The sequence below is a fragment of the Sphingobium sp. DEHP117 genome, assembly GCF_030867385.1.
Lineage (GTDB): Bacteria > Pseudomonadota > Alphaproteobacteria > Sphingomonadales > Sphingomonadaceae > Sphingobium.
This window is the reverse complement of record NZ_JAPFBJ010000003.1, coordinates 66,387-86,657: the sequence shown is the minus strand read 5'-3', so window position 1 is coordinate 86,657 and position 20,271 is coordinate 66,387. Positions and strand designations below refer to the sequence as shown.

Below are 20,271 nucleotides of genomic sequence, written 5' to 3'. Positions count from 1 at the left end.
CACTCTGGAAAGCGGGCGGGTCACCGCCCCACCGAAGGGGTAAGCCGCGTATGTCCAGCCGGGCATCATGCGGTCAAAACTCTCAGGTTCCGTGACAGAGGGGGTAGCCGGGCAGGCGCGCTTGTTGGCGCGTCGCGCGTGGCTGCACTCGAGTCAAGGAACCAGAAGATGAGCGCCGAACCCGATATCGACATTGAGGAGGAACTGCCGCCGCAGGAGCTGGTGCTCGACGGCTGGCATCGGGCGCGCGGCGCGCGGATGGTCGAGTTCGCGGGCTATATGATGCCGATCCAGTATGAGGGCATCATGGCTGAGCATCTGTGGACGCGCGCACATGCCGGGCTGTTCGATGTCAGCCATATGGGGCAGCTGTGCTTCACCGGAGACGGGCTGGATGCGGCGCTGGAGGCGATCATCCCCGCCAGTGTCACAAGCCTCGCCGTAGGGCGGCAGCGCTACTCGCTGCTGCTCGACGAGGAGGGCGGGATATTGGACGACCTGATGGTCTCCCGCCGCCCGGACGATATCTACATGGTCGTAAACGGCGCGACCAAATATGACGATATCGGCTGGCTGATCGAGCATCTGCCCGACGATGTGACGATGAACCTGATGGATGAGCATGCGCTGCTGGCGCTTCAGGGGCCTGAGGCGGTGGTGGCGCTGTCGCGGCTGGTGCCGGGCGTGGAAGGCTTGTTCTTCATGCAGTGCGCGGGATTTGCGTGGCAGGGGCATGATCTGTGGGTCAGCCGCTCCGGCTACACCGGCGAGGACGGGTTCGAGATCAGCCTGCCGGCGGAAGCGGCGGAAGCCTTTGCCGATGCGCTGTGCGCCCAGGCGGAGGTGAAGCCCATCGGCCTTGGCGCGCGTGACAGCTTAAGGTTGGAAGCTGGCCTGCCGCTCTATGGGCATGACCTCTCGCCCGAGATCAGCGTGATCGGCGCGGATCTGGGCTTTGCGATCCTGAAGAAACGCCGCAAGGCGGGCGGCTATATCGGCCATGAGCGCGTGGCGCGCGAGCTGGCCCAAGGCGCGCCGGTGAAGCGGGTTGGCCTCAGCATCGAGGGCAAGCTGCCCGCGCGGGAAGGGGCGGAGATTTACGCAGGCGGGGCCAGGGTAGGCACCGTGACCTCAGGCGGCCATTCGCCCAGCCTCGGCGTGCCGATCGCGATGGGCTGGGTCGCCGCCGCGCACGCCGCGACTGGCACTGCGCTGGAGATCGAAGTGCGCGGCAAGCGCCTTGCCGCGCGGGTCGCGCCCATGCCGTTCGTGCCGCATCGTTATCATCGCCAACCGTCCTGACAGAAAGGAGCCACCTTTTATGAGCCGTTATTTCACCGAAGACCATGAGTGGATCGATGTCGAGGGCGAGGTCGCCACGGTCGGCATCACCAACTATGCGCAGGAGCAACTGGGCGATATCGTGTTTGTCGAGCTGCCTGAGGAGGGCAAGAGCTTCGACAAGGGTGACGACGCGGCGGTGGTCGAGTCGGTAAAGGCGGCGTCGGATGTCTATGCGCCGGTTTCCGGCGAGGTGATCGAGGCCAATGCCGCGCTGGAAGGCGAGCCTGCGCTGGTCAACTCCGACGCAGAGGAGGATGGCTGGTTCTTCAAGCTGCGCCTCACCGATGCGAGCGAGTTGGAGTCGCTCATGAACGAAGCCGCATACGCCAAATATGTCGACGGGCTGTGAGCTGAGCGCCTGGCAATGAAAGCGCCCAACCAGTCGAGCCAGTGGAACGCCGCCGATTATGGCCGCAATGGTGCGTTTGTGCCCGCGCTCGGCCTGCCAGTGGTGGCGCTGCTCAATCCCGGGCCGGGCGAACATATTCTCGATCTGGGCTGCGGCGACGGCACGCTGACGCAGGCGTTGGTGGACGCGGGCGCGATTGTTACCGCGGTGGATGCCTCGGCGGATATGGTGGCGGCGGCGCGTGAGCGTGGGCTGGATGCGGCGGTGGCTGACGGCGAAAAATTGAGCTTCGTCAATGCGTTCGATGCCGTTTTTTCCAACGCGGCGCTGCACTGGATGCTTGATGGCGCGGCGGTAGCGGCTGGCGTGTTTCGCGCGCTCAAGTCCGGTGGGCGTTTCGTGGGCGAGATGGGCGGCGCGGGCAATGTCCGCGCAATGCGCGCCGCGCTCAATGCCGAGCTGGAGGCGCGGGGCTATGAGCTGCCAGCAGGGGACCAGCAATGGTACCCGTCGCCAGAAGAATTCGGCGCGATCTATGGCGCGGCGGGGTTCGGGAACATTGACGCGCGGTTGATCGACCGGCCGACGCCGCTGCCCGCCGGACCGCAGGGATGGTTCCGCACCTTTCGCAGCGGTTATTGCGATGTCGTCGGCGTGGCCGAAGCGGAGCGCGAGGCGCTGTTCGATGCTGCCGCCGCGCGCCTGCCTGCCGCGATGCAGGGCGAGGACGGCGTGTGGCGGGCGGACTATGTGCGCCTGAGATTTTCAATGAGGAAACCGTAACTTATGCGTTATCTTCCCCTGACAGACACAGACCGGCGCGCGATGCTGGACACCATCGGCGCCGCGAGCATCGACGATTTGTTCGTCGATGTGCCTGCTGAGGCTCAGCTCACCGCCAAGATCGCGGGCCTGCCTGATCATGCGAGCGAGCTGGCGGTGGAGCGGCACATGGGTGCGCTGGCACGGCAGAACCGGGCGGCGGGGGACGGGCCGTTTTTCCTCGGCGCGGGGGCCTATCGCCATCATATCCCCGCTTCGGTGGATCACCTCATTCAACGCGGCGAGTTCCTCACCGCCTATACGCCTTATCAGCCGGAGATCGCGCAGGGCACGCTCCAGATGTTGTTCGAGTTTCAGACCCAGGTTGCGCGCCTGCTCGGCTGCGATGTCGCCAACGCCAGCATGTATGACGGCTCGACCGCGTGCTGGGAGGCGGTGGCGATGGCCGCACGCATTACCAAGCGCAAGAAGGCCGTGCTCTCAGGCGCGCTGCACCCCCATTATGCACAGGTCGTGAAGACCATGTCCAAGGTGACGGACTATACGATTGCCGACTCGCTGCCCTCGATCCAGCCCAAGCCCGACAATGCCGGTCTGATCGCGCGGATCGACGGGGAGACGAGCTGCGTCGTGGTGCAGTATCCGGACATATTGGGTCGCCTGCCCGATCTGGAAGAGATCGGCGCGGCGGCGCGGGCGCAGGGCGCGCTGCTGGTCGTGGTGGTGACGGAGCCGGTGGCGTTGGGCGCCATTCGCTCGCCCGGCGAGATGGGCGCGGACATTGTGGTGGGCGAGGGGCAGTCGCTCGGCGTCGGCCTGCAGTTCGGTGGGCCGTATCTTGGCCTCTTTGGCTGCAAACAGAAATATGTGCGGCAGATGCCGGGCCGCCTGTGCGGCGAGACGGTGGACGCGGAAGGCAAGCGCGGTTTCGTGCTGACGCTCTCCACGCGCGAACAGCATATCCGGCGCGAGAAGGCGACATCGAATATCTGTACCAATTCAGGGCTTTGCGCGCTGGCGTTCAGCATCCACATGACCTTGCTGGGCGAGAGGGGGCTGCGCGAGTTGGCTGCGCTCAATCATGCGCTGGCGGTGCGGGCGGCGGACAAGCTCGCCACTGTGCCGGGCGTCAGGGTTTTGAACGACAGCTTTTTCAATGAGTTAACGGTGATCCTTGAGAAGGATGCGCGCGAGGTTGTGCGCACGCTGGCAGCGCGCGGGATTTTGGCGGGCGTCTCGCTCGGGCGGTTGTTTCCGGGCGAAGAGGGGCTTTCGAACGGCCTCGTCGTCGCGGTGACGGAGACGACGACGGACGAGGATGTCGATGCCTTGTGCGCAGGTTTGGAAGCGGTGATCCAATAATGATGGATGACCGCTTCCAATTTTTTTGTTTGACCGCGATTTCCGAGTCAGCAGGCAGGCGCCTGCTTCGAAATCGCTCTGAGGAGGTGCTGGCATGAGCGGCAAGGCAATTGGCAACCAAAGCGGATGGAAGCCCGAAATGGCTGCTTCGGATGCGCTGATCGCTGCGCCGACCGCAACCGGCAACCGCGCGCTGATGCTTGAAGAGCCGTTGATCTTCGAGATCGGCAGCACGGACCGCACCGGGGTGGATCTGGCCGATGTACCCGCCGCGCCGAGTCGCCTCGGTGGCATGGAGCGGGCAACGCCCATCGGCCTGCCGGGCCTTTCCGAGCAGGAGACGGTGCGGCACTATACCCGCCTGTCGCGCCAGAATTACGCCATCGACCTAGGGCTGTTTCCGCTCGGCTCCTGCACGATGAAGCACAATCCGCGCCTCAATGAAAAAGTAGCGCGGATGCCGGGCTTTGCGGATCTGCACCCCCTGTCACCCCAGTCTGAGGTGCAGGGTGCGCTTGCTGTCATCCATGAGCTGGGCCAGTGGCTGAAGACCCTCACCGGCATGGCGGCGGTGGCGATGAGCCCGAAGGCGGGTGCGCATGGCGAGCTGTGCGGGCTGCTCGCGATCCGCGCGGCGCTGGAAGCGCGGGGAGACGCGCGTTCCGTCATCCTTGTGCCCGAAAGCGCACATGGCACCAATCCGGCCACGGCGGCCTTCTGCGGCTATGCGGTGGAGGATATTCCGGCAACGCCAGAGGGGCGGGTGGACCTTGAGGCTTTGGAGGCGCGCCTCGGGGTGGGCGGGCCGGACTGCGACGTCGCGGCGGTGATGATCACCAACCCCAATACCTGTGGCCTGTTCGAGCGCGACATGAAGAAGATCGCCGACGCCGTGCATGCGGCGGGCGCGTTCGTCTATTGCGACGGCGCGAACTTCAACGCGATCGTCGGCCGGGTGCGCCCCGGCGACCTCGGCGTCGACGCGATGCACATCAACCTGCACAAGACCTTCTCCACCCCCCATGGCGGCGGCGGGCCGGGCAGCGGGCCGGTGGTGCTGAGCGAGGCGCTGGCGCCGTTTGCGCCGCTGCCGATTGTTGAGAGGCAGGCGGACGGCAGCTTCCACCTCGTCGAGGAGGAGACGGCGGGTGCGGACCATGGCCAGGCTTTCGGCCGCATGGTCGCATTTCACGGCCAGATGGGCATGTTCACCCGCGCCCTCGCATACATCCTCTCGCACGGTGCGGACGGCTTGCGGCAGGTGGCGGAGGATGCGGTGCTCAACGCCAATTACATCCTGCGCAGCCTGGAGGATGTGGTGGATGCACCGTTCGGCGGGACCGGCCCATGCATGCACGAGGCGCTGTTCTCCGACAAAGGGCTGGCAGAGGGCTTTTCGACCCTCGATGTCGCCAAGGGGCTGATCGACGAGGGCTATCACCCGATGACGATGTATTTCCCGCTGGTGGTACATGGCGCGATGCTGATCGAGCCGACCGAGACGGAGAGCAAGGCAGCGCTCGACCAGTTCATCATGGCGCTGCGGTCTGTCGCCGAAAGGGCGAAGGCGGGCGACGAGTCGCTGAAGGGCGCGCCGTGGTTCGCGCCGCGCCGGCGGCTGGACGAGACGCTCGCCGCGCGCAAGCCCCGGCTGGCGTGGGAGGAAGCGGGCGGGCTTGCCGTGCAGGCGGCGGCAGAATAAGCTGCGCCCCGCCTGACAGGGGTGGGGAGCAAGCCGATGAAAGCCGACGACGACAGCGCGCATGTCACGTTTCCGCCGCCGTTTGTGTATCTGGGATTTCTGATGATCGGGCTGGCGGCGGACAGGGCGATTGGCCAGCCGCTGGGCCTGCCGCCGCTGACGCGCGGCGTGCTGGCGATTGCGCTTATCGTGCCCGGCGCGGGGCTGCTGCTGGCGGCGAGCGGGCTGTTCAGGCGGGCGGGGACCGACGTAAAGCCCTGGAAAACCGCAACGGCGCTGGTGGACAGCGGCGTGTATCGCTTCACGCGTAACCCCATGTATCTGGGCATGGCCCTGCTCTACGCCGGGCTGGGGTTTGCATTTGCAAGCGCCGGTGCGCTTTTGCTGTTGCCTGTGGTGATCATCGTCATCCAGACTCAGGTGATTGCGCGCGAGGAGCGGTATCTGGAAACCAAGTTCGGCGACGCCTATCGCGCATACAGGCAGCGGGTGCGCCGCTGGATGTAGCCTTTGCTTTCAGGGCACTGTGACTTCCCGGTCGATCGATTCCCGATGCTTCACACGCTCCCGCCACAGGATGTAGAGGCTGCTGCCCGCGATGATAGCTGCTCCTGCCCAGGTCGAGTTGCCGGGCCATGTCTGCCAGACCAGCCAGCCGAGCAATGTGGACCAGAGCAGGGACGAGTAATCCATCGGCAGCACCAGCGACACAGGCCCCCAGCGCAACGCGGCGGTCATGAGCAGCTGGGCTATGCCGCCCATTGTTCCCAGCACGATCAACATGGCCCATGTCGCAGCGTCGTGGGCCTGCCCGAACCACAACATCGCCAGCCCCAGAAACGGCAGCGGCAGCAAGGTGAAATAGAAGACGATGACGGAGGAATGCTCCTTCTGGCTCAGCTGACGCAACAGCAAGGAGATGCAGGCGGTCACTACCGCCGCACTTACCGCAACGATGATCCCCAACGTCGTAACGCCTGCATGATGCCCCGGACCGACGATGACCAGCACGCCGAGGAAGCCCATAATAACCGCCGCCCATCGATGGATGCCCGGCCGCTCCCGGAGCAGCATGACCGAGAGCAGGGTTGCGAAAATCGGCATGCTGAAGCCGATCGTCGTGGCCTCAGCCAGCGGCAAAAGGATATATCCTCCGAAATTCAGCACCATGCCCATCGAGCCGAGCGTGGCCCGGCTGACATGTCCGCCGAGATGCCGCGTCTTGAGCGCGGCCAGCCCTGGCCCCATCATCACGCCCGCCAGCGCGATGGGCATCCCCCATAGTTGGCGATAGAACAGCGATTCAACGATGTTCACGCCATGTTCGCTCAGCCATTTCACGCTGGCGAACATGATCGAGACGGCCAGCATCGAAAGCAGCCGCAACGTCAGCGCATAGAGCGGACGTGAGGGGGGCGGGGAGGTGGGCGGAGGCATGGGCCTCCATTAGCACGAATGGTCTTTAGTGCAATGCCTTGACCCCGCCCTTGGTGACGCGCGGGTTGGTCAGCTCTTCGGCTTGCGGAAGCGCAGCGTCATGCGGTCACTTTCCCCTATGGCGAGATATTTGTCGCGATCGACCGCGCCGTTCGTCAACGTGGGCGGTAGCGTCCACACGCCCTTCTCCCAATCTGCGCTGTCCTTGGGGTTGGCGTTGATCTCTGACTGTGCCTCCAGCACGAAGCCCGCGTCCTCCGCCAGCTTGCGCACGGTCGATAGCTTCAGATAGCCGCTGGTCTTTTCCATGGCCGAGTCGCGTGTCTCAGGCAGGCGGTGATCGACCACGCCCAAGGTGCCGCCTGGCTTCAGCAGCTTGAAGAAGGTCGCGAAGGCGGCGGGCGCCGCGTCCTTCATCACGAGATTATGGACGTTGCGGAAGGTGAGGATGGTATCGACGCTGCCTGCCGGGATCACGTCGCCTACGGGCCAATCGACAAAGCGGATGTGCGCGCCGGTGAACCGGGCCTTGAGCTTGTCCAGCCCTGCGCCGGGCGCCTGCGTGCCGATATAGTGGCCATGGCCAGCCACGACCGGCGTGAGAATCTCGGTATACCAGCCGCCGCCGGGGTTGAATTCCAGCACGGTGTCGCTGGGTTTGACGCCAAAGAAGGTCAGGGTCTCGGCGGGATGGCGATATTTGTCGCGCGCCATGTTCTCCGGCGTGCGGGCAGAGGACGCGACGGCAGCGGCGATGGCCGGGTCAATGTGCGCGCCGTGATGTTGCGCCGATAGGGGCGCAACCGAAAATGCGAGCGGGAGCATGGCGGCAAGTGCGAGGCATTTGGGAAGGCGCGGCATCGACGGTTCTCCGGCAAGAGGGGGGAGCGCCGAAGACTATAGGCGCGCCGCAGCCCGCGCAATGCACTGTTGTGAGATTATGGGATGAGTTGACGCTCGCCGTTTACAGGCAGGCGTCCAGCATCGCCTGATCGAAACCGAAACCGCGCGCCTTTTCCAGCGTATAGGGGCGCAGGCCCATGGAGCGGTATTCGCCGATGATCTTGCCGCTGGGGTCTTCGGAGAGATATTCAAACTTGAACAGCTCCTGCGTCACGATCACCTCGCCCTCCATGCCGATCACCTCGGTGATGTTGGTGACGCGGCGGGAGCCGTCACGCAGGCGCTTGACCTGCACGATGAGGTCGACCGAGTCGGCGATCTGCTTGGAGATCGCTTCCTTGGGGATTTTGATGTCGCCCATCAGGATCATGTTCTCCATACGGCCCAGGCACTCGCGGGGCGAGTTGGAGTGAAGCGTACACATGGAGCCGTCATGGCCGGTGTTCATGGCGGCGAGCAGGTCAAAGCACTCCGCGCCACGAATTTCGCCGAGGATGATGCGATCGGGGCGCATACGCAGGGCGTTCTTGACGAGATCGCCGATGGTGATCGCGCCTTGCCCCTCAAGGTTCGCGGGGCGGGTTTCGAGCGGCAGCCAGTGCGGCTGTTGCAGGCGGAGTTCGGCTGCGTCCTCGATGGTCAACACGCGCTCGCCGGGGTCGATCATTTTGGACAGCGCGTTGAGCATCGTCGTCTTGCCCGAGCCGGTGCCGCCCGAGATGACGATGTTGAAGCGGCAGGCGCCCGCGATCTTCAGTGCGGTGCACATCTTCTGGCTCATCGCGCCCCATTCGGCGAGATTATCGAGCGTGATCGGCTTGGCCGAGAATTTACGGATCGAGATGGCGGTACCGCGCAAGGACAGCGGCGGCACGATCACGTTGACGCGCGAGCCATCGGGCAGGCGGGCGTCGGCCAGCGGCGTCGTCTGGTCGACACGACGGCCGACCTTGTTGACGATGCGCTGCGCGATCTGGAACAGATGCTCCTCGTCGCGGAACTGGATCGGCGCGATCTGGAGCTTGCCCTTCTTTTCGATGTAGGTCTGGAGCGGGCCGTTGACCATGATGTCCGAAATGTCCGGATCGTTGATCAGCTCTTCCAAGGGGCCAAGGCCGAGCAGCTCGTCGACCAGCACCTTCTCGAGCGCGAATTGCTCGCGCCGGTTGAGGGTGAGCTTGAGTTCGGCGAGCACCTCCATGATGATCGGGCGGAATTCCTCGGCCAGCTCATCCTTGGTCAGCGTCGCGGCAGCCTCGGGGTCGACGCGCTCGAGCAGGCGGGGCAGCACCTGCTCCTTGATCTTGTGAACCGAGGCCTCGAAGCCTTGCGGGCCTTCCTGCGCACTGTGGTCCGCGTTCATGCGGTCCTGCAGCCGCGCCATGGCCTCGGCGTTCTTGGTCTGCTGGGGCGACAGCTCTTCACCGTCGAGCGGGGGCAGGGTGGTGGCGTCTATCGGCGGGAACTGGGCGCCGCCGATCGGGTCCGCAGGGACGGCCGGTCTGTCCGACGCGGCGGACTGCGGGGTAACAACCTGCATGGGCTTGGCCACGCCGAAGGCAGGCCGCATGGCCCCGGGGCCGTTTTTCCGTCCAAATGCGCTCATTTTCTGCCCGATTTGCCCAATCTTCCTGGGTTCAGAATAGGGCGCAAACTTTTACAAACTGCTAATCGCCGGGCTGGCGGTGCTCGGCCGGGGCGGGGGCGAGTGCGTCTGGGGCCTGGCCGCCGCGTACAAATTGCGGGTCAATGTGTAACGCGTCGGCGACAGTGCGCGAGAAGCGGACAAACGCTCGACCGCGCTGGGTCATGACGATTTTTCCGTTGTCGATCCGTATGTTGCCGGAGCGGATCTGTTCATGGATCCTGCGGTCGACCTGCCTCAAATCGTGAACATAGCCGTTGACGAACAGCGTCTGCAGATCGTGTGCGGTCAATTCCCCGTCGTTCTTCTCGATGCTGGCGAGCAGAAATATGCTGACGGAGCGGTCTATCGTCACCGGGATCACGATGAGAAAACACAGGTTGACGCTGAGTGAAAGTGCGGCGGCGGCGATGATGCTCTCAACCCCGAGTGTGGTGCGTCGCCTTGTCGCCAGCCCCAGCGCGAAGATGCCTGCGGAAATCAGGATACAGAGCAGGGTGCCACGGTAGAACAATATGTCGACACTGGCGAGTAGCGGGCTGCGGATGAGCGCGACGAGGCCGAGCAGCCCGAGCACCGGGACGATCGCCATGAGGCCGACATGCTTTGCGAGCGAGCGGATCATGGGATCGCTTTCACCAGGGCGACGCAGGCCCGGTCGTCCCGCCATGCGCAGGGAACGCCGGCAGGCGGACCGCGCCTTGAGCGCCAGACCGGGTCGAGATCCGTGAACAGCAGGGAGTCGATGCCTTCCGACCGCGCGATCGACTTGATGCGATCGGCCGGCATGGGCTGCTCGAATATCGGGCGCAACCGCGCTATCCGCTGCTGCACCTGGGCACGCGAGGCGCCGAACAACACGGCATCGCGATCGGCCACGCCTGTCCTGAAATGCCCATAGAGGCCGAAATCAAAGATCCGGCGCGCAGTGGCCGGATTATGTTGGATGACCGAGCTGGGAGGAAGATGGGCATTGGCCCAACCATAAGCGGCGCGCTGGCTGTAATCGCAGTAGGGGTGCGGCCTGAAGAGGCGGATGGACGTCTGCACGCCGGAGTAAAAGGCGATGCGCGAACTCACCAGATTCCACAGGTTGGGCAGAAAGCCGAGCACGAGCAGGGCGGTGAACATACGCCCCATCCTGAGCGCGCGGGGCATGTTCTGCATCACGGCCGCGGTCCAGATCATTGCGGGCAGCTGCGCAAACCAGGGCGCGCGCCAGCCCAGGTCGTTGTTGATGATCGTCGATTTGAAGAAGCTCATCACGATCAGGCCGCCGATGGCGGAGGCAACGAGCAGCGAGCGCATCATTGCGCCAAGATCGTCGCGCACCGGAGGGCGCGCCCGGAAATACATATAGCTGCCCAGCGCGAAGACGCCGAATTGCAAGGCGTATTGGAATGGCATGAACAACAGCAGCGGCAGGATCAACTCGGGGTCGTTCTGCCAGGCGGTTCCCATGAAGGGGCGTATGGTGAGGCCGACGGGGAACGGCCCCGGTGCGCGCCCCGCCAGCAGATCGAGGATTTGCGCCGACGCCAGCAGCGCGCCGACCATGCCGCAGATGGCGAAGATCCCGATCATCCATGGATCGCGCCTGACACGCGCTAGCGCCCAGATGGCGAAGATCGCGACGGCCGTCAGCATGATCCACACCGACGATCCGAACGCCGCCGCAAATGCGCCGCCCGCGATGATCGTCCAGAACACAGCCTGACGCCCGCTGCTCGCCCTGACCCTGCCGACCGCGAGCAGCGCGGTGAAGACGGACAACAGACTCATGATGTGATGGGGCGTCCACAGGACGGAGCCGGATGCGAAGCGCACCTCCTCGGTCCAGTATTCCGCCTGCACGATCCATGTTTCAGCGGCCCAGGAGCGGAAGATGACCAACGGGAAGTCCGCACCGCTGACGAAGAACAGCAGGGTGCAGATGCTTAAGAAACGCGCCTCCCTGCCCGGCCGGATGAGGTGGGCCGCCCGCGCCGTCTCCCACATAACCGCGATGAAGGGTATCGCCGTCCAGAATGCCGTGGCGGTGAAGGCCAGCCTCCCGCTCGCCAGCCCGCCGCTCAGATATTCGGTCTGCGCGCCCCACAGGTAGAAATAATAATAATAGCCTGCGGGACCCGGCCTGTTGAAAAAGGGGTCCGACAGCGGCAGTCCGCTCCGGACGATAGCCTCCACCACCGCGCCATGCTTGACGAGATCGAACACAAGCGTGCTTTGGTAAAGAGCGCCCCCCATCGCGACATCGACGGTGAACAGGGCGACAAGGCACCACCATAGCAGGCCTGCCCATACCCAGTGGGATAGGGGAGGCCATGACAGGCGCAGGCAATAGGCGAGGCCGAGAATGCCGCCTGCGGCATGGAGGAGCGACACAGACCCGAGGCCGATCCAGCGGATCGCCAGCGCATCGAAAGACGGCAGGACGCACAGGCCGGCAATGGCGCCGAGGCCGAATGTGCGCGGGCCGCTCATCCGCGCAACCCACCCGGCGCGTTCTCCCAACCAGATGATCGCGGCTCCGGCAAGCGGACCCGCAAAAGGCGCGATCAACGTCGCCACGAAAAGCTGGAAGAGATCGTCTGCGGTTACATGCATGGCCTATCCTACCGGGCAGGCCTAGTCGACTATGGTTAACAAGGGATTATTGGCGGAGCTGCACCGGCTGTGGTGAGCGGCGCCGGATCATGGGCCTGCACATACCGGCAGTTCGCTCGACCTAGGGGCTGTGGGGATTCAGTCCATATAGGCCTACAAAGCGCTATTTTCTGCGCTTCGGTGCTCACGTACCTTTAAGTACGCTGCGCTCCGATGCTCGCCAATCCCCCTTTTGCCCTGCGGTCGCCTGCGGCCCCGGCTCCATCTGAACTGAATCCCCACAGCCCCTAGCGTGGTCATAAGAAAGTGTTAACCAGCTGCCAATAGAAGTCATACCGGTTTTTCGCGGTAGCATAGGGCGAGCGCCCAGCGTGAAGTTCGTGGCTCATGCTATCGCCAGGAGGCGGCATGTCGGTAATTTCCCCGTCACAGCAATTCGTTGCGGACAGCGAGCTCTATCTGCTCGACGTGTCCATCGTGATGCCCTGCCTCAACGAGATCATCAGCCTGAGGCATTGCATTGCCAATGCGCAGGACGCGCTGGACCAGATTTTCGAGCGATATGGGCTGACCGGTGAAATCGTCATTGCCGACAATGGCTCGACCGACGGCAGCCAGGCGCTGGCCAGCAGCCTTGGTGCGCGCGTGGTGCCCGTGGCCGAGCGTGGCTATGGTGCGGCGCTGATCGGCGGATGCCGGGCCGCCGCCGGGCGCTATATCCTGATGGGTGATTGCGACGGCAGCTATAATTTCGTCGACGGCGTAGCAATGATCGGCCGGCTGGATGACGGCGCGGATATCTGCATGGGGTCGCGCTTCAAGGGCGGAATCGAGCCGGGCGCGATGCCCTGGAAAAACCGATACATCGGCAACCCGGTGCTGACAGGCATCCTCAACCTGTTCTTTCGCAGTGGCGTTTCCGATGCGCATTGCGGCCTGCGCGCGATTACCAAGGATGCGTTTCACGCATTGGGCCTCACCGGCAGCGGGATGGAGTTTGCCAGCGAGATGGTCATCAAGGGCGCGCTCAAGCGGCTGCGCATGGATGAGGTGCCGGCGAGCCTCTCCCGAGACCTGAGAGACCGTGCGCCCCATCTGCGGCCATGGCGCGACGGCTGGCGTCACCTCCGCTATCTGCTGATGCTCAGCCCGCGCTGGATCTTCGGGGTTCCCGGTAGCGTCGCGTCCTTGTTTGGGCTTGCGATGCTGGCGATGGCGATCAGCGATGCCCTCGTACCCGGTACCTTCCCCGCTGTTGGAAACTATTGGACGATATTGGGCGCCGCTGCGCTCAGCACGGGCCATATGGCGCTGATCCTAGCGATTTCGGCGCAGCTTTATGGAGCAAGGCAGGGCTATCGCCTGATGACGCGGCGCACCCGCTGGCTGGTCGAGCGACTGTCGCTTGAAAAGCTGCTCGGCATCGGCGCACTGCTGGGCTGCAGTGGTGCAGCAACGCTTGGCATGGTGTTCTGGCAATGGACCGAGCGCGACTATGGCGCGATCTACACGATTCTGCCCGCTGTGTTGGGCACCACCTTGATCACGCTCGGCCTGCAAGCGGGGATGGCGGGATTTCTCCTCGCGATACTCGGCGGCAATATTGCCCGTTTTCGGGATTTCCCGGTCGAGGGGCGCTGAATGTCTGCTCAAGGCGCGGGCGCTCTGGCAGATGCGGCCGGCGATCGCCCGTGGCTGACTGTGGTCATGCCGGTGCATGAGGGCGAAGACTATCTCGAAGCCACGCTGGAAAGCGTTGCCGCGCAAGAGGGGGCGGGGATCGAACTCATCATCCTCGATTCCAGCGGGAATGGCCGTTGCGGTCAGATCGTCGACCGGTTCCGCACGCGCCTTGCAATCCGCTATCGGTTTTGCCCCGACATCAAGCCATGGACACAGAAAACCAATCTTGCGGTTGCCCAGGCCAGTGCACCTCATGTTGCGATGCTCCATCAGGATGACCTTTGGCTACCCGGCAGGCTGGAGGCAGTGCGTCAGACGATCGCCAGCCATCCGCACGCAGCGATGCATCTCTTTCCATCGCGCCTCATAGACGGCAAGGACAGGGATATCGGCGGCTGGCATTGTCCGCTCGACGGTGGGCGAGCTTGGGCCGGTTCGGACGTCGCGGAGCGGCTGATCGTGCAGAATTTCGTGGCCATTCCCGCGCCCGTCATCCGGAGGGATGCTTGGCTCGCCGCCGGAGGGCTGGACGAAGCGCTGTGGTATACTGCGGACTGGGATCTCTACCTCAAGCTGGCGGCGATTGGAGAAGTGGCGTGCAATTCGCTCGCGACAACGGCCTTCCGGGTGCACGGCCAGTCTCTCACCGTGCAGGGCAGCCGTGATCTTCACGCCTTTGAGGAGCAGCTGCGCATCGTCGTGGAACGCCATGGCCGTGGCATCGCCGCGGATCGGCGCCCTGCTGCACTGAGGCTGGCGCGGGCGTCCATGGCCGTTAACGTTGCACTTGCTGGCGCCCTTTCCGGCAATGCGCGATCGATGCCTCGCGCGATGGCCGAGCTGCTGAGCCTCTCCCCAGCGAAGCTGGTGCGGTTCTTTCGCTATTCGCGGCTGTGGGAACGGGTGTGGCCCCGGCTCCGCCTGCGACTGTCGGGCAGCCTTTGACATGGGGGCGCATGTGCAACGGGCGATGCGGTTCGTCCTGTCGGGCGCGGTGGTGACGAGTAGTTGCTATGCCGTCTATCTGCTCCTGCTGGCGGTTCATACGCACTATCTGCTCGCCAACGGGCTGGCATGGCTGTTCGGCCTGAGCCTGAGCTACATCCTCAACAAGAATTTCACCTTCGGCGATACCCAGCGGAGCAGCATGAGGATGCTGTCGTCGTTCGCGCTGATCTATATCGGGCAGTTCATCGTCGGGACGATCGGCCTTGCGGTGCTGGTGGAGATATGTGGCTTTGGCGCGCGCATCGCTTACGCAATCAACCTGCTGTTCACGGCGTCGTTCAGCTTCGTCTTCCTCAGCCGGCTGTTTGCCGCGAGGCCTGCGCCGCAAACGGAATGATCTTGCACCCCGCTGCCTTAAGGCGCGTGTCGACGGACTGGATAGCGGTCTCAGTGGGTTGGTGCGCACCCGTCTCGAAAAGGGCGCGCACCGGCGCGAGCGCATCTGCCCCGACTATCAGCGTTGTATCACCCTGAGCGCAGAGCCGCGACAGCGGCACTTTTGCCAGCTCGCTCTGCATCAGGCGGATGGGGCGTGTGCCGAGATCGGGGCTGTTGATCACCAGATTCTCGGCAAAGGGCGCGGCTCTGTCGTCGACGATTGCCCAATGCGCCGGGCTGGCCTGAATGGCCCTGTCGATGGTCGCATAGTCACCCGCCATGCGCCACGTCTGCCAGCCATGCATTGGGATGAGCACGAGGCAAGTCGCGGCAGTGGCCGTGACCATGGCATTGCGCACGCCCGCCTCGTGCTTGAGATATTGCCACCCGAAAACGCACAGCAAAACGGCGTTGCCCAGCACGCCGTGCAGATAGCGATAGCCCCAGCCATGGCCCTGATAGGGCAACAGGATGAGCAGGACAGGGAGCGGGAGTAGGCAACCGAGTGCCAACGCGCGGCCTAGGGGCTGTGGGGATTCAGCCCATATAGGCCTGCAAAGCGCTATTTTCTGCGCTTCGGTGCTCACGTACCTTTGAGTACGCTGCGCTCCGATGCTCGAAAATCCCCCTTTTCGGCTCCATCTGAACTGAATCCCCACAGCCCCTTGGGCGGATCGACATTCAGCCCTGACGGCCTGCAAATGCCGGTCCCCCGCGCTTCCGGTGCCCACGTACCTTAAGTACGCTGCGCTCCGGGTCACGGAAAACCGACATTTTCCGCACGTCATCATCTGAATGTCGATCCGCTCTAGATCATTTCGTTCACGCCAAACGCGCACCATGCCGACGACCAGCAGCGGCAGGAAGAGCGCGTGCTGCCATGAGATGAGGCGCAGGAGGTTGAGCGCCATCAGCCACAAAGCGCCGGGGCCGGGCAGGGCCGCGATGCGCAGGATGCGATCCCAAAATCCGATCCCATCACCCGGATTGCTGGCTTGGTGTAGGCCATGTGCGCTCAACCATAGCGGCCACGCCAGCCAGAAAAGCGCTATTGCTGCATAGCTGGCGCCATAAGCGCAGAGCAGTTTCCAGCGCCTGTCGCGCAGGAGCAGCAGCATGAATGGCGCGACGAACAGTGGGTGAAAGATCGGCTGATGCAGCCCGGTCGCGACAAAGCCGACCATGACGGCCATTACGTGATATCTTGGCCGATCTGCGAGGTATAGCGCCAGCCAGATTAGGTTCAGCGCCAGATGGGCGCTCATCGCATAGGCTGTCATAGCGGTGAAAAGGACCTGCGATGATGTGGCGAGGAGGATCACCGCCACGGCGGCATTGTCCGGCTCGTCCGGCCACAGGCGGCGGGCGATTTTCCACAGCGCGATGGCGGCAGCTCCAGCGGCAAGCGGGCTGGTTAATGCCGGATCCGCTACCACGCCCACCAGCGTGCGCAGCGCGGCATTTCCCGGAAGATAGTTGGAAACCCAGGCCTCGTGATCGCCGATCGGCAGGATGAACAACTGATGGAGTGCGGCTGCCTGCGGCCCGCGCCAGAGCTCCGGCAACTCCCATAGCAGGCGACCATGCGTGAATATCCAGGCGTCGAAATTAGCCATCTGCTCGTCGCGGCTGAGGTCATATCCCTGAAAGACGAAATAGTGGCCTGCCCAGCACGCTAGGACGAGCAGCGATGCTCCCGCCCAAAGCATCCAGCGCGGCGGAGTGGCCCTCAGCAGGGCGAACGCGCGCTTCCCGGGTTTCCCGCCGGGAGTTGCGCTCTGACACATGATGAAAAGGATGAGGATGACGCCGATGGCCGCGATGTCCTGACGAATGAACAGGAACCAGCTCAGGCCGCCCCCGGGGTCGCTCATTCCAGCGACCTGCACGAGCGTTGCGAGCGCAAGAAGCGCCAGCATCACATGGATGCTCATCGCCACCGAACGATTAAGGGCAGAAGATGGCGGGCGCATGATCATGCTGCCCGCTTACCGCACAAAGTGCTTATTTGTCGTTAGCGCGCTTCCTGTGCGTATCGCGCGCGAATGAGCTTACCCCGCCTTTTCGGCCAGCACCGTGAGGCCGTTCTCGTTTACTTCGGCAAAGCCGCCGACCACGGGGATGCTCTCTGGTGCGGAATTGGCGCTTTCGAACACCTGGATCGCGCCATCGCGAATGGTGGACATGAACGGCGCGTGGCCCTCCAGCACGCCGAAATCGCCTTCGGTGCCGGGCACCACAACCTGATAGACCTCGGCCGAGCGGACGAGCTTTTCAGGTGTTACGAGTTCGAAATGCAAAGCCATAATCTTGTTTCCGTTTCTTGAGGGCGGTCCGGAACCTTCAGATGCCGTTCGCCCCGGACCAAACGCCTAATATATCAGGCGACAGAGAATGAAGTCGATTATCAGAGAGGCTGTGATCACCGCACACATTATCCCGACGAGTGAGACAATATCGCGCTGGATCGAGCCGCTGTTCGTCCTTAGTCCATTCCGTCCGGCCCTTCTGGCCGCACCCAGCTGTCTGCTCTCCATATCCTCTCCCCATGCCCCGCTTGTGCGGGTGCATGAGGGATATGCTAACTCACTTTGCCGTGCGAGATCAAGCGGCTTCGGCAGCCAGCTTCTTGCCCTTCTCGATGGCCTCGTCGATGCCGCCGACCATGTAGAATGCGGACTCTGGCAGGTGGTCGTACTCGCCGTCGACAACCGCCTTGAAGCTCTTCACGGTATCCTCAATCTGCACGAACTTGCCGGGGATGCCGGTAAAGACCTCCGCGACGTGGAACGGCTGGCTGAGGAAGCGCTGGATCTTGCGCGCGCGGGCGACCGTGAGCTTGTCCTCTTCGCTGAGCTCGTCCATGCCGAGAATGGCGATGATGTCCTGCAGCGACTTGTATTTCTGCAGCGTTTCCTGAACGCGGCGGGCGGTCTCATAGTGCTCCTGGCCCACAACGGCGGCGGTGAGCACGCGCGAGGTGGAGTCGAGCGGGTCAACCGCCGGATAGATGCCCAGCTCCGAGATCGCGCGGTTAAGCACCGTGGTGGCGTCCAAGTGCGCGAACGAGGTTGCAGGCGCAGGGTCGGTCAAGTCGTCCGCAGGCACGTAGATTGCCTGCACAGAGGTGATCGAGCCCTTGTTGGTCGAGGTGATGCGCTCTTGCAGCGCGCCCATATCCGTCGCGAGCGTCGGCTGATAGCCCACCGCCGAGGGAATACGACCCAGCAGCGCCGACACTTCCGAGCCCGCCTGGGTGAAGCGGAAGATGTTGTCGACGAAGAAGAGCACGTCCTGGCCTTCCTGATCGCGGAAATATTCGGCCATGGTGAGGCCGGAGAGAGCGACGCGTGCGCGGGCGCCCGGCGGCTCGTTCATCTGGCCGAACACGAGGGCCACCTTGGAGCCTTCGCTGGTGGCGTTGCCGTCCGCGTCCTTGGCAATAACGCCCGCGTCTAGGAACTCGTGATAGAGGTCGTTACCCTCGCGGGTGCGCTCACCCACGCCCGCGAACACCGAGGTGCCGCCGTGGCCCTTGGCGATGTTGTTGATCAGCTCCTGGATGAGCACGGTCTTGCCGACGCCCGCGCCTCCGAACAGGCCGATCTTGCCGCCCTTCGCATAAGGGGCGAGCAGGTCGATCACCTTGATGCCGGTGACGAGAATGCTGGTTTCGGTCGACTGGTCGACGAACTCCGGCGCCTTCGCGTGAATGGGGGCGGAAGCCTTGGCGTTGACCGGGCCGCGCTCGTCGATCGGCTCGCCGATGACGTTCAAGATGCGGCCCAATGTTTCGGGGCCGACGGGCACGGAGATCTGCGCGCCGGTGTCAGTCACTTCCTGGCCGCGAGTGAGGCCGTCGGTCGAGTCCATCGCGATGGTGCGGACGGTGTTCTCGCCGAGGTGCTGCGCGACTTCCAGAACGAGCTTCTGGCCGTTGTTGCTGGTCTCCAGCGCGTTGAGGATCGCCGGGAGCGCATCCGGGAATGTCACGTCGACGACGGCGCCGATGACCTGAGAGATGCGGCCAACATTGTTGGTGCTTACCGTGGCGGAGGTGGGCTTACGGGCCATGTCTGTGCTTCCTTGCCTGCTTGTCCTTAGAGCGCTTCCGCGCCGGAGATGATTTCAACGAGTTCGGTGGTGATCGCGGCCTGACGGCTGCGGTTATATTCAATGGTGAGGCGGTTGATGAGATCGCCTGCGTTGCGCGTGGCGTTGTCCATCGCGGTCATCGATGCGCCCTGCTCGGAGGCTTCGCGCTCCAGCAGCGCGCCGAACAGCTGCGTCTTCACATAGCGGGGCAGCAGCTCTTCGAGGATCGACTCCTCGTCCGGCTCATATTCCACCACCGCGCTCGATGCCGCAGCATTGGCGGGGGCGGGGACGGGGATGAGCTGGGTGACGGTCGGGTCCTGCGCGAGGGCGGACTTGAAGATCGGGAAGATCAGGTGCGCGACATCGAACTTGCCCGCCTCATACATGGCGACCAGCTCGGCCGAGATCGCCTCCGCCTCGGCAAAGCCGGGGTTGCGCACGGTGCTCGTGTCGAAGCCTTCGCCGACGCGGTTGGCATAGTCGCGGCGGATGGGCGCGCGGCCCTTCTTGCCGACGAGGTAGAACTGCACGTCCTTGCCTGCGCCGATCAGCTCTGCCGCCTTGAGCTTTGCTGCCTTGACGATGTTGGAGTTGAGTCCGCCGCACAGGCCCTTGTCAGTGTTGACGACGACGAGCAGGTGGCGCTGGTCCGAACCGGTGCCGGCGAGCAGCTTGGGCGCGCCATCGCCGGAGACCTTGCCCGCGAGGCTCGCCATCACCGCGCCCAGACGCTCGGCATAGGGACGCGCGGCCTCGGCAGCGGCCTGCGCCTTGCGCAGCTTGGCCGCGGCGACCATCTGCTTGGCCTTGGTGATCTTCTGGGTCGATTTGACCGACCCGATCCGGCCCTTGAGTTCCTTCAGACTTGCCATCTGTCCTGACTTACCCTTCCTTCGTCATGCTGAACCTGGTTCAGCATCCATTTCGCCCCACACTCAGTGCCATCTGGATCAATGGACCCTGAAACAAGTT

Annotated in this window: 18 protein-coding genes; 9 read left to right on the top strand and 9 right to left on the bottom strand. The window is 63.8% G+C overall.

Annotation, left to right across the window (positions count from 1 at the left end; all coding sequences use genetic code 11):
• Window positions 1-168: 168 nt before the first annotated feature.
• From gcvT to OOT33_RS12845, 6 genes are all read left to right on the top strand, one after another.
• Window positions 169-1,302 carry a glycine cleavage system aminomethyltransferase GcvT gene (gene gcvT / locus OOT33_RS12870; RefSeq protein ID WP_307750425.1) on the top strand — a complete coding sequence of 378 codons (1,134 nt, stop codon included), beginning with the start codon at window positions 169-171 and terminating at the stop codon, window positions 1,300-1,302.
• A gap of 19 nt (window positions 1,303-1,321) precedes the next feature.
• Window positions 1,322-1,693, top strand: coding sequence for a glycine cleavage system protein GcvH (gene gcvH / locus OOT33_RS12865; RefSeq protein WP_307750424.1), 372 nt, complete (start codon window positions 1,322-1,324; stop codon window positions 1,691-1,693).
• Between the two features lie 15 nt (window positions 1,694-1,708).
• Window positions 1,709-2,476 carry a methyltransferase domain-containing protein gene (locus tag OOT33_RS12860; RefSeq protein ID WP_307750423.1) on the top strand — a complete coding sequence of 256 codons (768 nt, stop codon included), beginning with the start codon at window positions 1,709-1,711 and terminating at the stop codon, window positions 2,474-2,476.
• Between the two features lie 3 nt (window positions 2,477-2,479).
• Window positions 2,480-3,838 (top strand): aminomethyl-transferring glycine dehydrogenase subunit GcvPA, encoded by a 1,359-nt coding sequence (gcvPA, locus tag OOT33_RS12855; protein WP_307750422.1) that lies wholly within the window; start codon window positions 2,480-2,482, stop codon window positions 3,836-3,838.
• Between the two features lie 139 nt (window positions 3,839-3,977).
• Window positions 3,978-5,540, top strand: coding sequence for an aminomethyl-transferring glycine dehydrogenase subunit GcvPB (gcvPB, locus tag OOT33_RS12850; protein WP_307750996.1), 1,563 nt, complete (start codon window positions 3,978-3,980; stop codon window positions 5,538-5,540).
• A gap of 36 nt (window positions 5,541-5,576) precedes the next feature.
• Window positions 5,577-6,047, top strand: coding sequence for a methyltransferase (locus OOT33_RS12845; RefSeq protein WP_307750421.1), 471 nt, complete (start codon window positions 5,577-5,579; stop codon window positions 6,045-6,047).
• A gap of 9 nt (window positions 6,048-6,056) precedes the next feature.
• Here the strand turns inward: OOT33_RS12845 and OOT33_RS12840 are convergent, their stop codons facing one another.
• From OOT33_RS12840 to OOT33_RS12820, 5 genes are all read right to left on the bottom strand, one after another.
• Window positions 6,057-6,977, bottom strand: coding sequence for an EamA family transporter (locus OOT33_RS12840; protein WP_307750420.1), 921 nt, complete (start codon window positions 6,975-6,977; stop codon window positions 6,057-6,059).
• Window positions 6,978-7,046: 69 nt separating this feature from the next.
• Window positions 7,047-7,838: a methyltransferase gene (locus OOT33_RS12835; protein ID WP_307750419.1), complete on the bottom strand. Its 792-nt coding sequence runs from the start codon at window positions 7,836-7,838 to the stop codon at window positions 7,047-7,049.
• A 103-nt stretch (window positions 7,839-7,941) separates the two neighbouring features.
• Window positions 7,942-9,486, bottom strand: a complete 1,545-nt coding sequence (locus OOT33_RS12830) for an ATPase, T2SS/T4P/T4SS family (protein WP_307750418.1) — start codon at window positions 9,484-9,486, stop codon at window positions 7,942-7,944.
• 61 nt (window positions 9,487-9,547) lie between these two features.
• Window positions 9,548-10,150: a hypothetical protein gene (locus tag OOT33_RS12825; RefSeq protein ID WP_307750417.1), complete on the bottom strand. Its 603-nt coding sequence runs from the start codon at window positions 10,148-10,150 to the stop codon at window positions 9,548-9,550.
• Window positions 10,147-12,132: a hypothetical protein gene (locus tag OOT33_RS12820; RefSeq protein ID WP_307750416.1), complete on the bottom strand. Its 1,986-nt coding sequence runs from the start codon at window positions 12,130-12,132 to the stop codon at window positions 10,147-10,149. The genes OOT33_RS12825 and OOT33_RS12820 overlap by 4 nt, the downstream gene beginning before the upstream one ends.
• 408 nt (window positions 12,133-12,540) lie before the next feature.
• On the opposite strand from OOT33_RS12820, the gene OOT33_RS12815 reads away from it, so the two are divergent.
• From OOT33_RS12815 to OOT33_RS12805, 3 genes are read left to right on the top strand one after another with little or no spacing between them, the layout of a single operon-like run.
• On the top strand, window positions 12,541-13,773 hold the full coding sequence (locus OOT33_RS12815; protein WP_307750415.1) for a glycosyltransferase: 1,233 nt from the start codon (window positions 12,541-12,543) through the stop codon (window positions 13,771-13,773).
• Window positions 13,774-14,760 (top strand): glycosyltransferase, encoded by a 987-nt coding sequence (locus tag OOT33_RS12810; protein ID WP_307750414.1) that lies wholly within the window; start codon window positions 13,774-13,776, stop codon window positions 14,758-14,760.
• A 13-nt stretch (window positions 14,761-14,773) separates the two neighbouring features.
• Entirely contained in the window at window positions 14,774-15,160 is a 387-nt protein-coding gene (locus OOT33_RS12805) for a GtrA family protein (protein WP_307750413.1), read from the top strand.
• On the opposite strand, the gene OOT33_RS12800 is transcribed toward OOT33_RS12805, so the two are convergent.
• From OOT33_RS12800 to OOT33_RS12785, 4 genes are all read right to left on the bottom strand, one after another.
• Window positions 15,117-17,180 carry a hypothetical protein gene (locus OOT33_RS12800; RefSeq protein WP_307750412.1) on the bottom strand — a complete coding sequence of 688 codons (2,064 nt, stop codon included), beginning with the start codon at window positions 17,178-17,180 and terminating at the stop codon, window positions 15,117-15,119. The two genes, OOT33_RS12805 and OOT33_RS12800, sit on opposite strands and share 44 nt — an antisense overlap.
• 72 nt (window positions 17,181-17,252) lie before the next feature.
• Entirely contained in the window at window positions 17,253-17,507 is a 255-nt protein-coding gene (locus tag OOT33_RS12795) for an ATP synthase F1 subunit epsilon (RefSeq protein WP_307750411.1), read from the bottom strand.
• A 298-nt stretch (window positions 17,508-17,805) separates the two neighbouring features.
• Window positions 17,806-19,275, bottom strand: coding sequence for a F0F1 ATP synthase subunit beta (atpD, locus tag OOT33_RS12790; protein WP_307750410.1), 1,470 nt, complete (start codon window positions 19,273-19,275; stop codon window positions 17,806-17,808).
• Between the two features lie 26 nt (window positions 19,276-19,301).
• The gene (locus tag OOT33_RS12785) at window positions 19,302-20,171 is read right to left on the bottom strand and encodes a F0F1 ATP synthase subunit gamma (RefSeq protein ID WP_307750409.1); all 870 of its coding nucleotides are present in this window, start codon (window positions 20,169-20,171) and stop codon (window positions 19,302-19,304) included.
• Window positions 20,172-20,271: the final 100 nt, after the last annotated feature.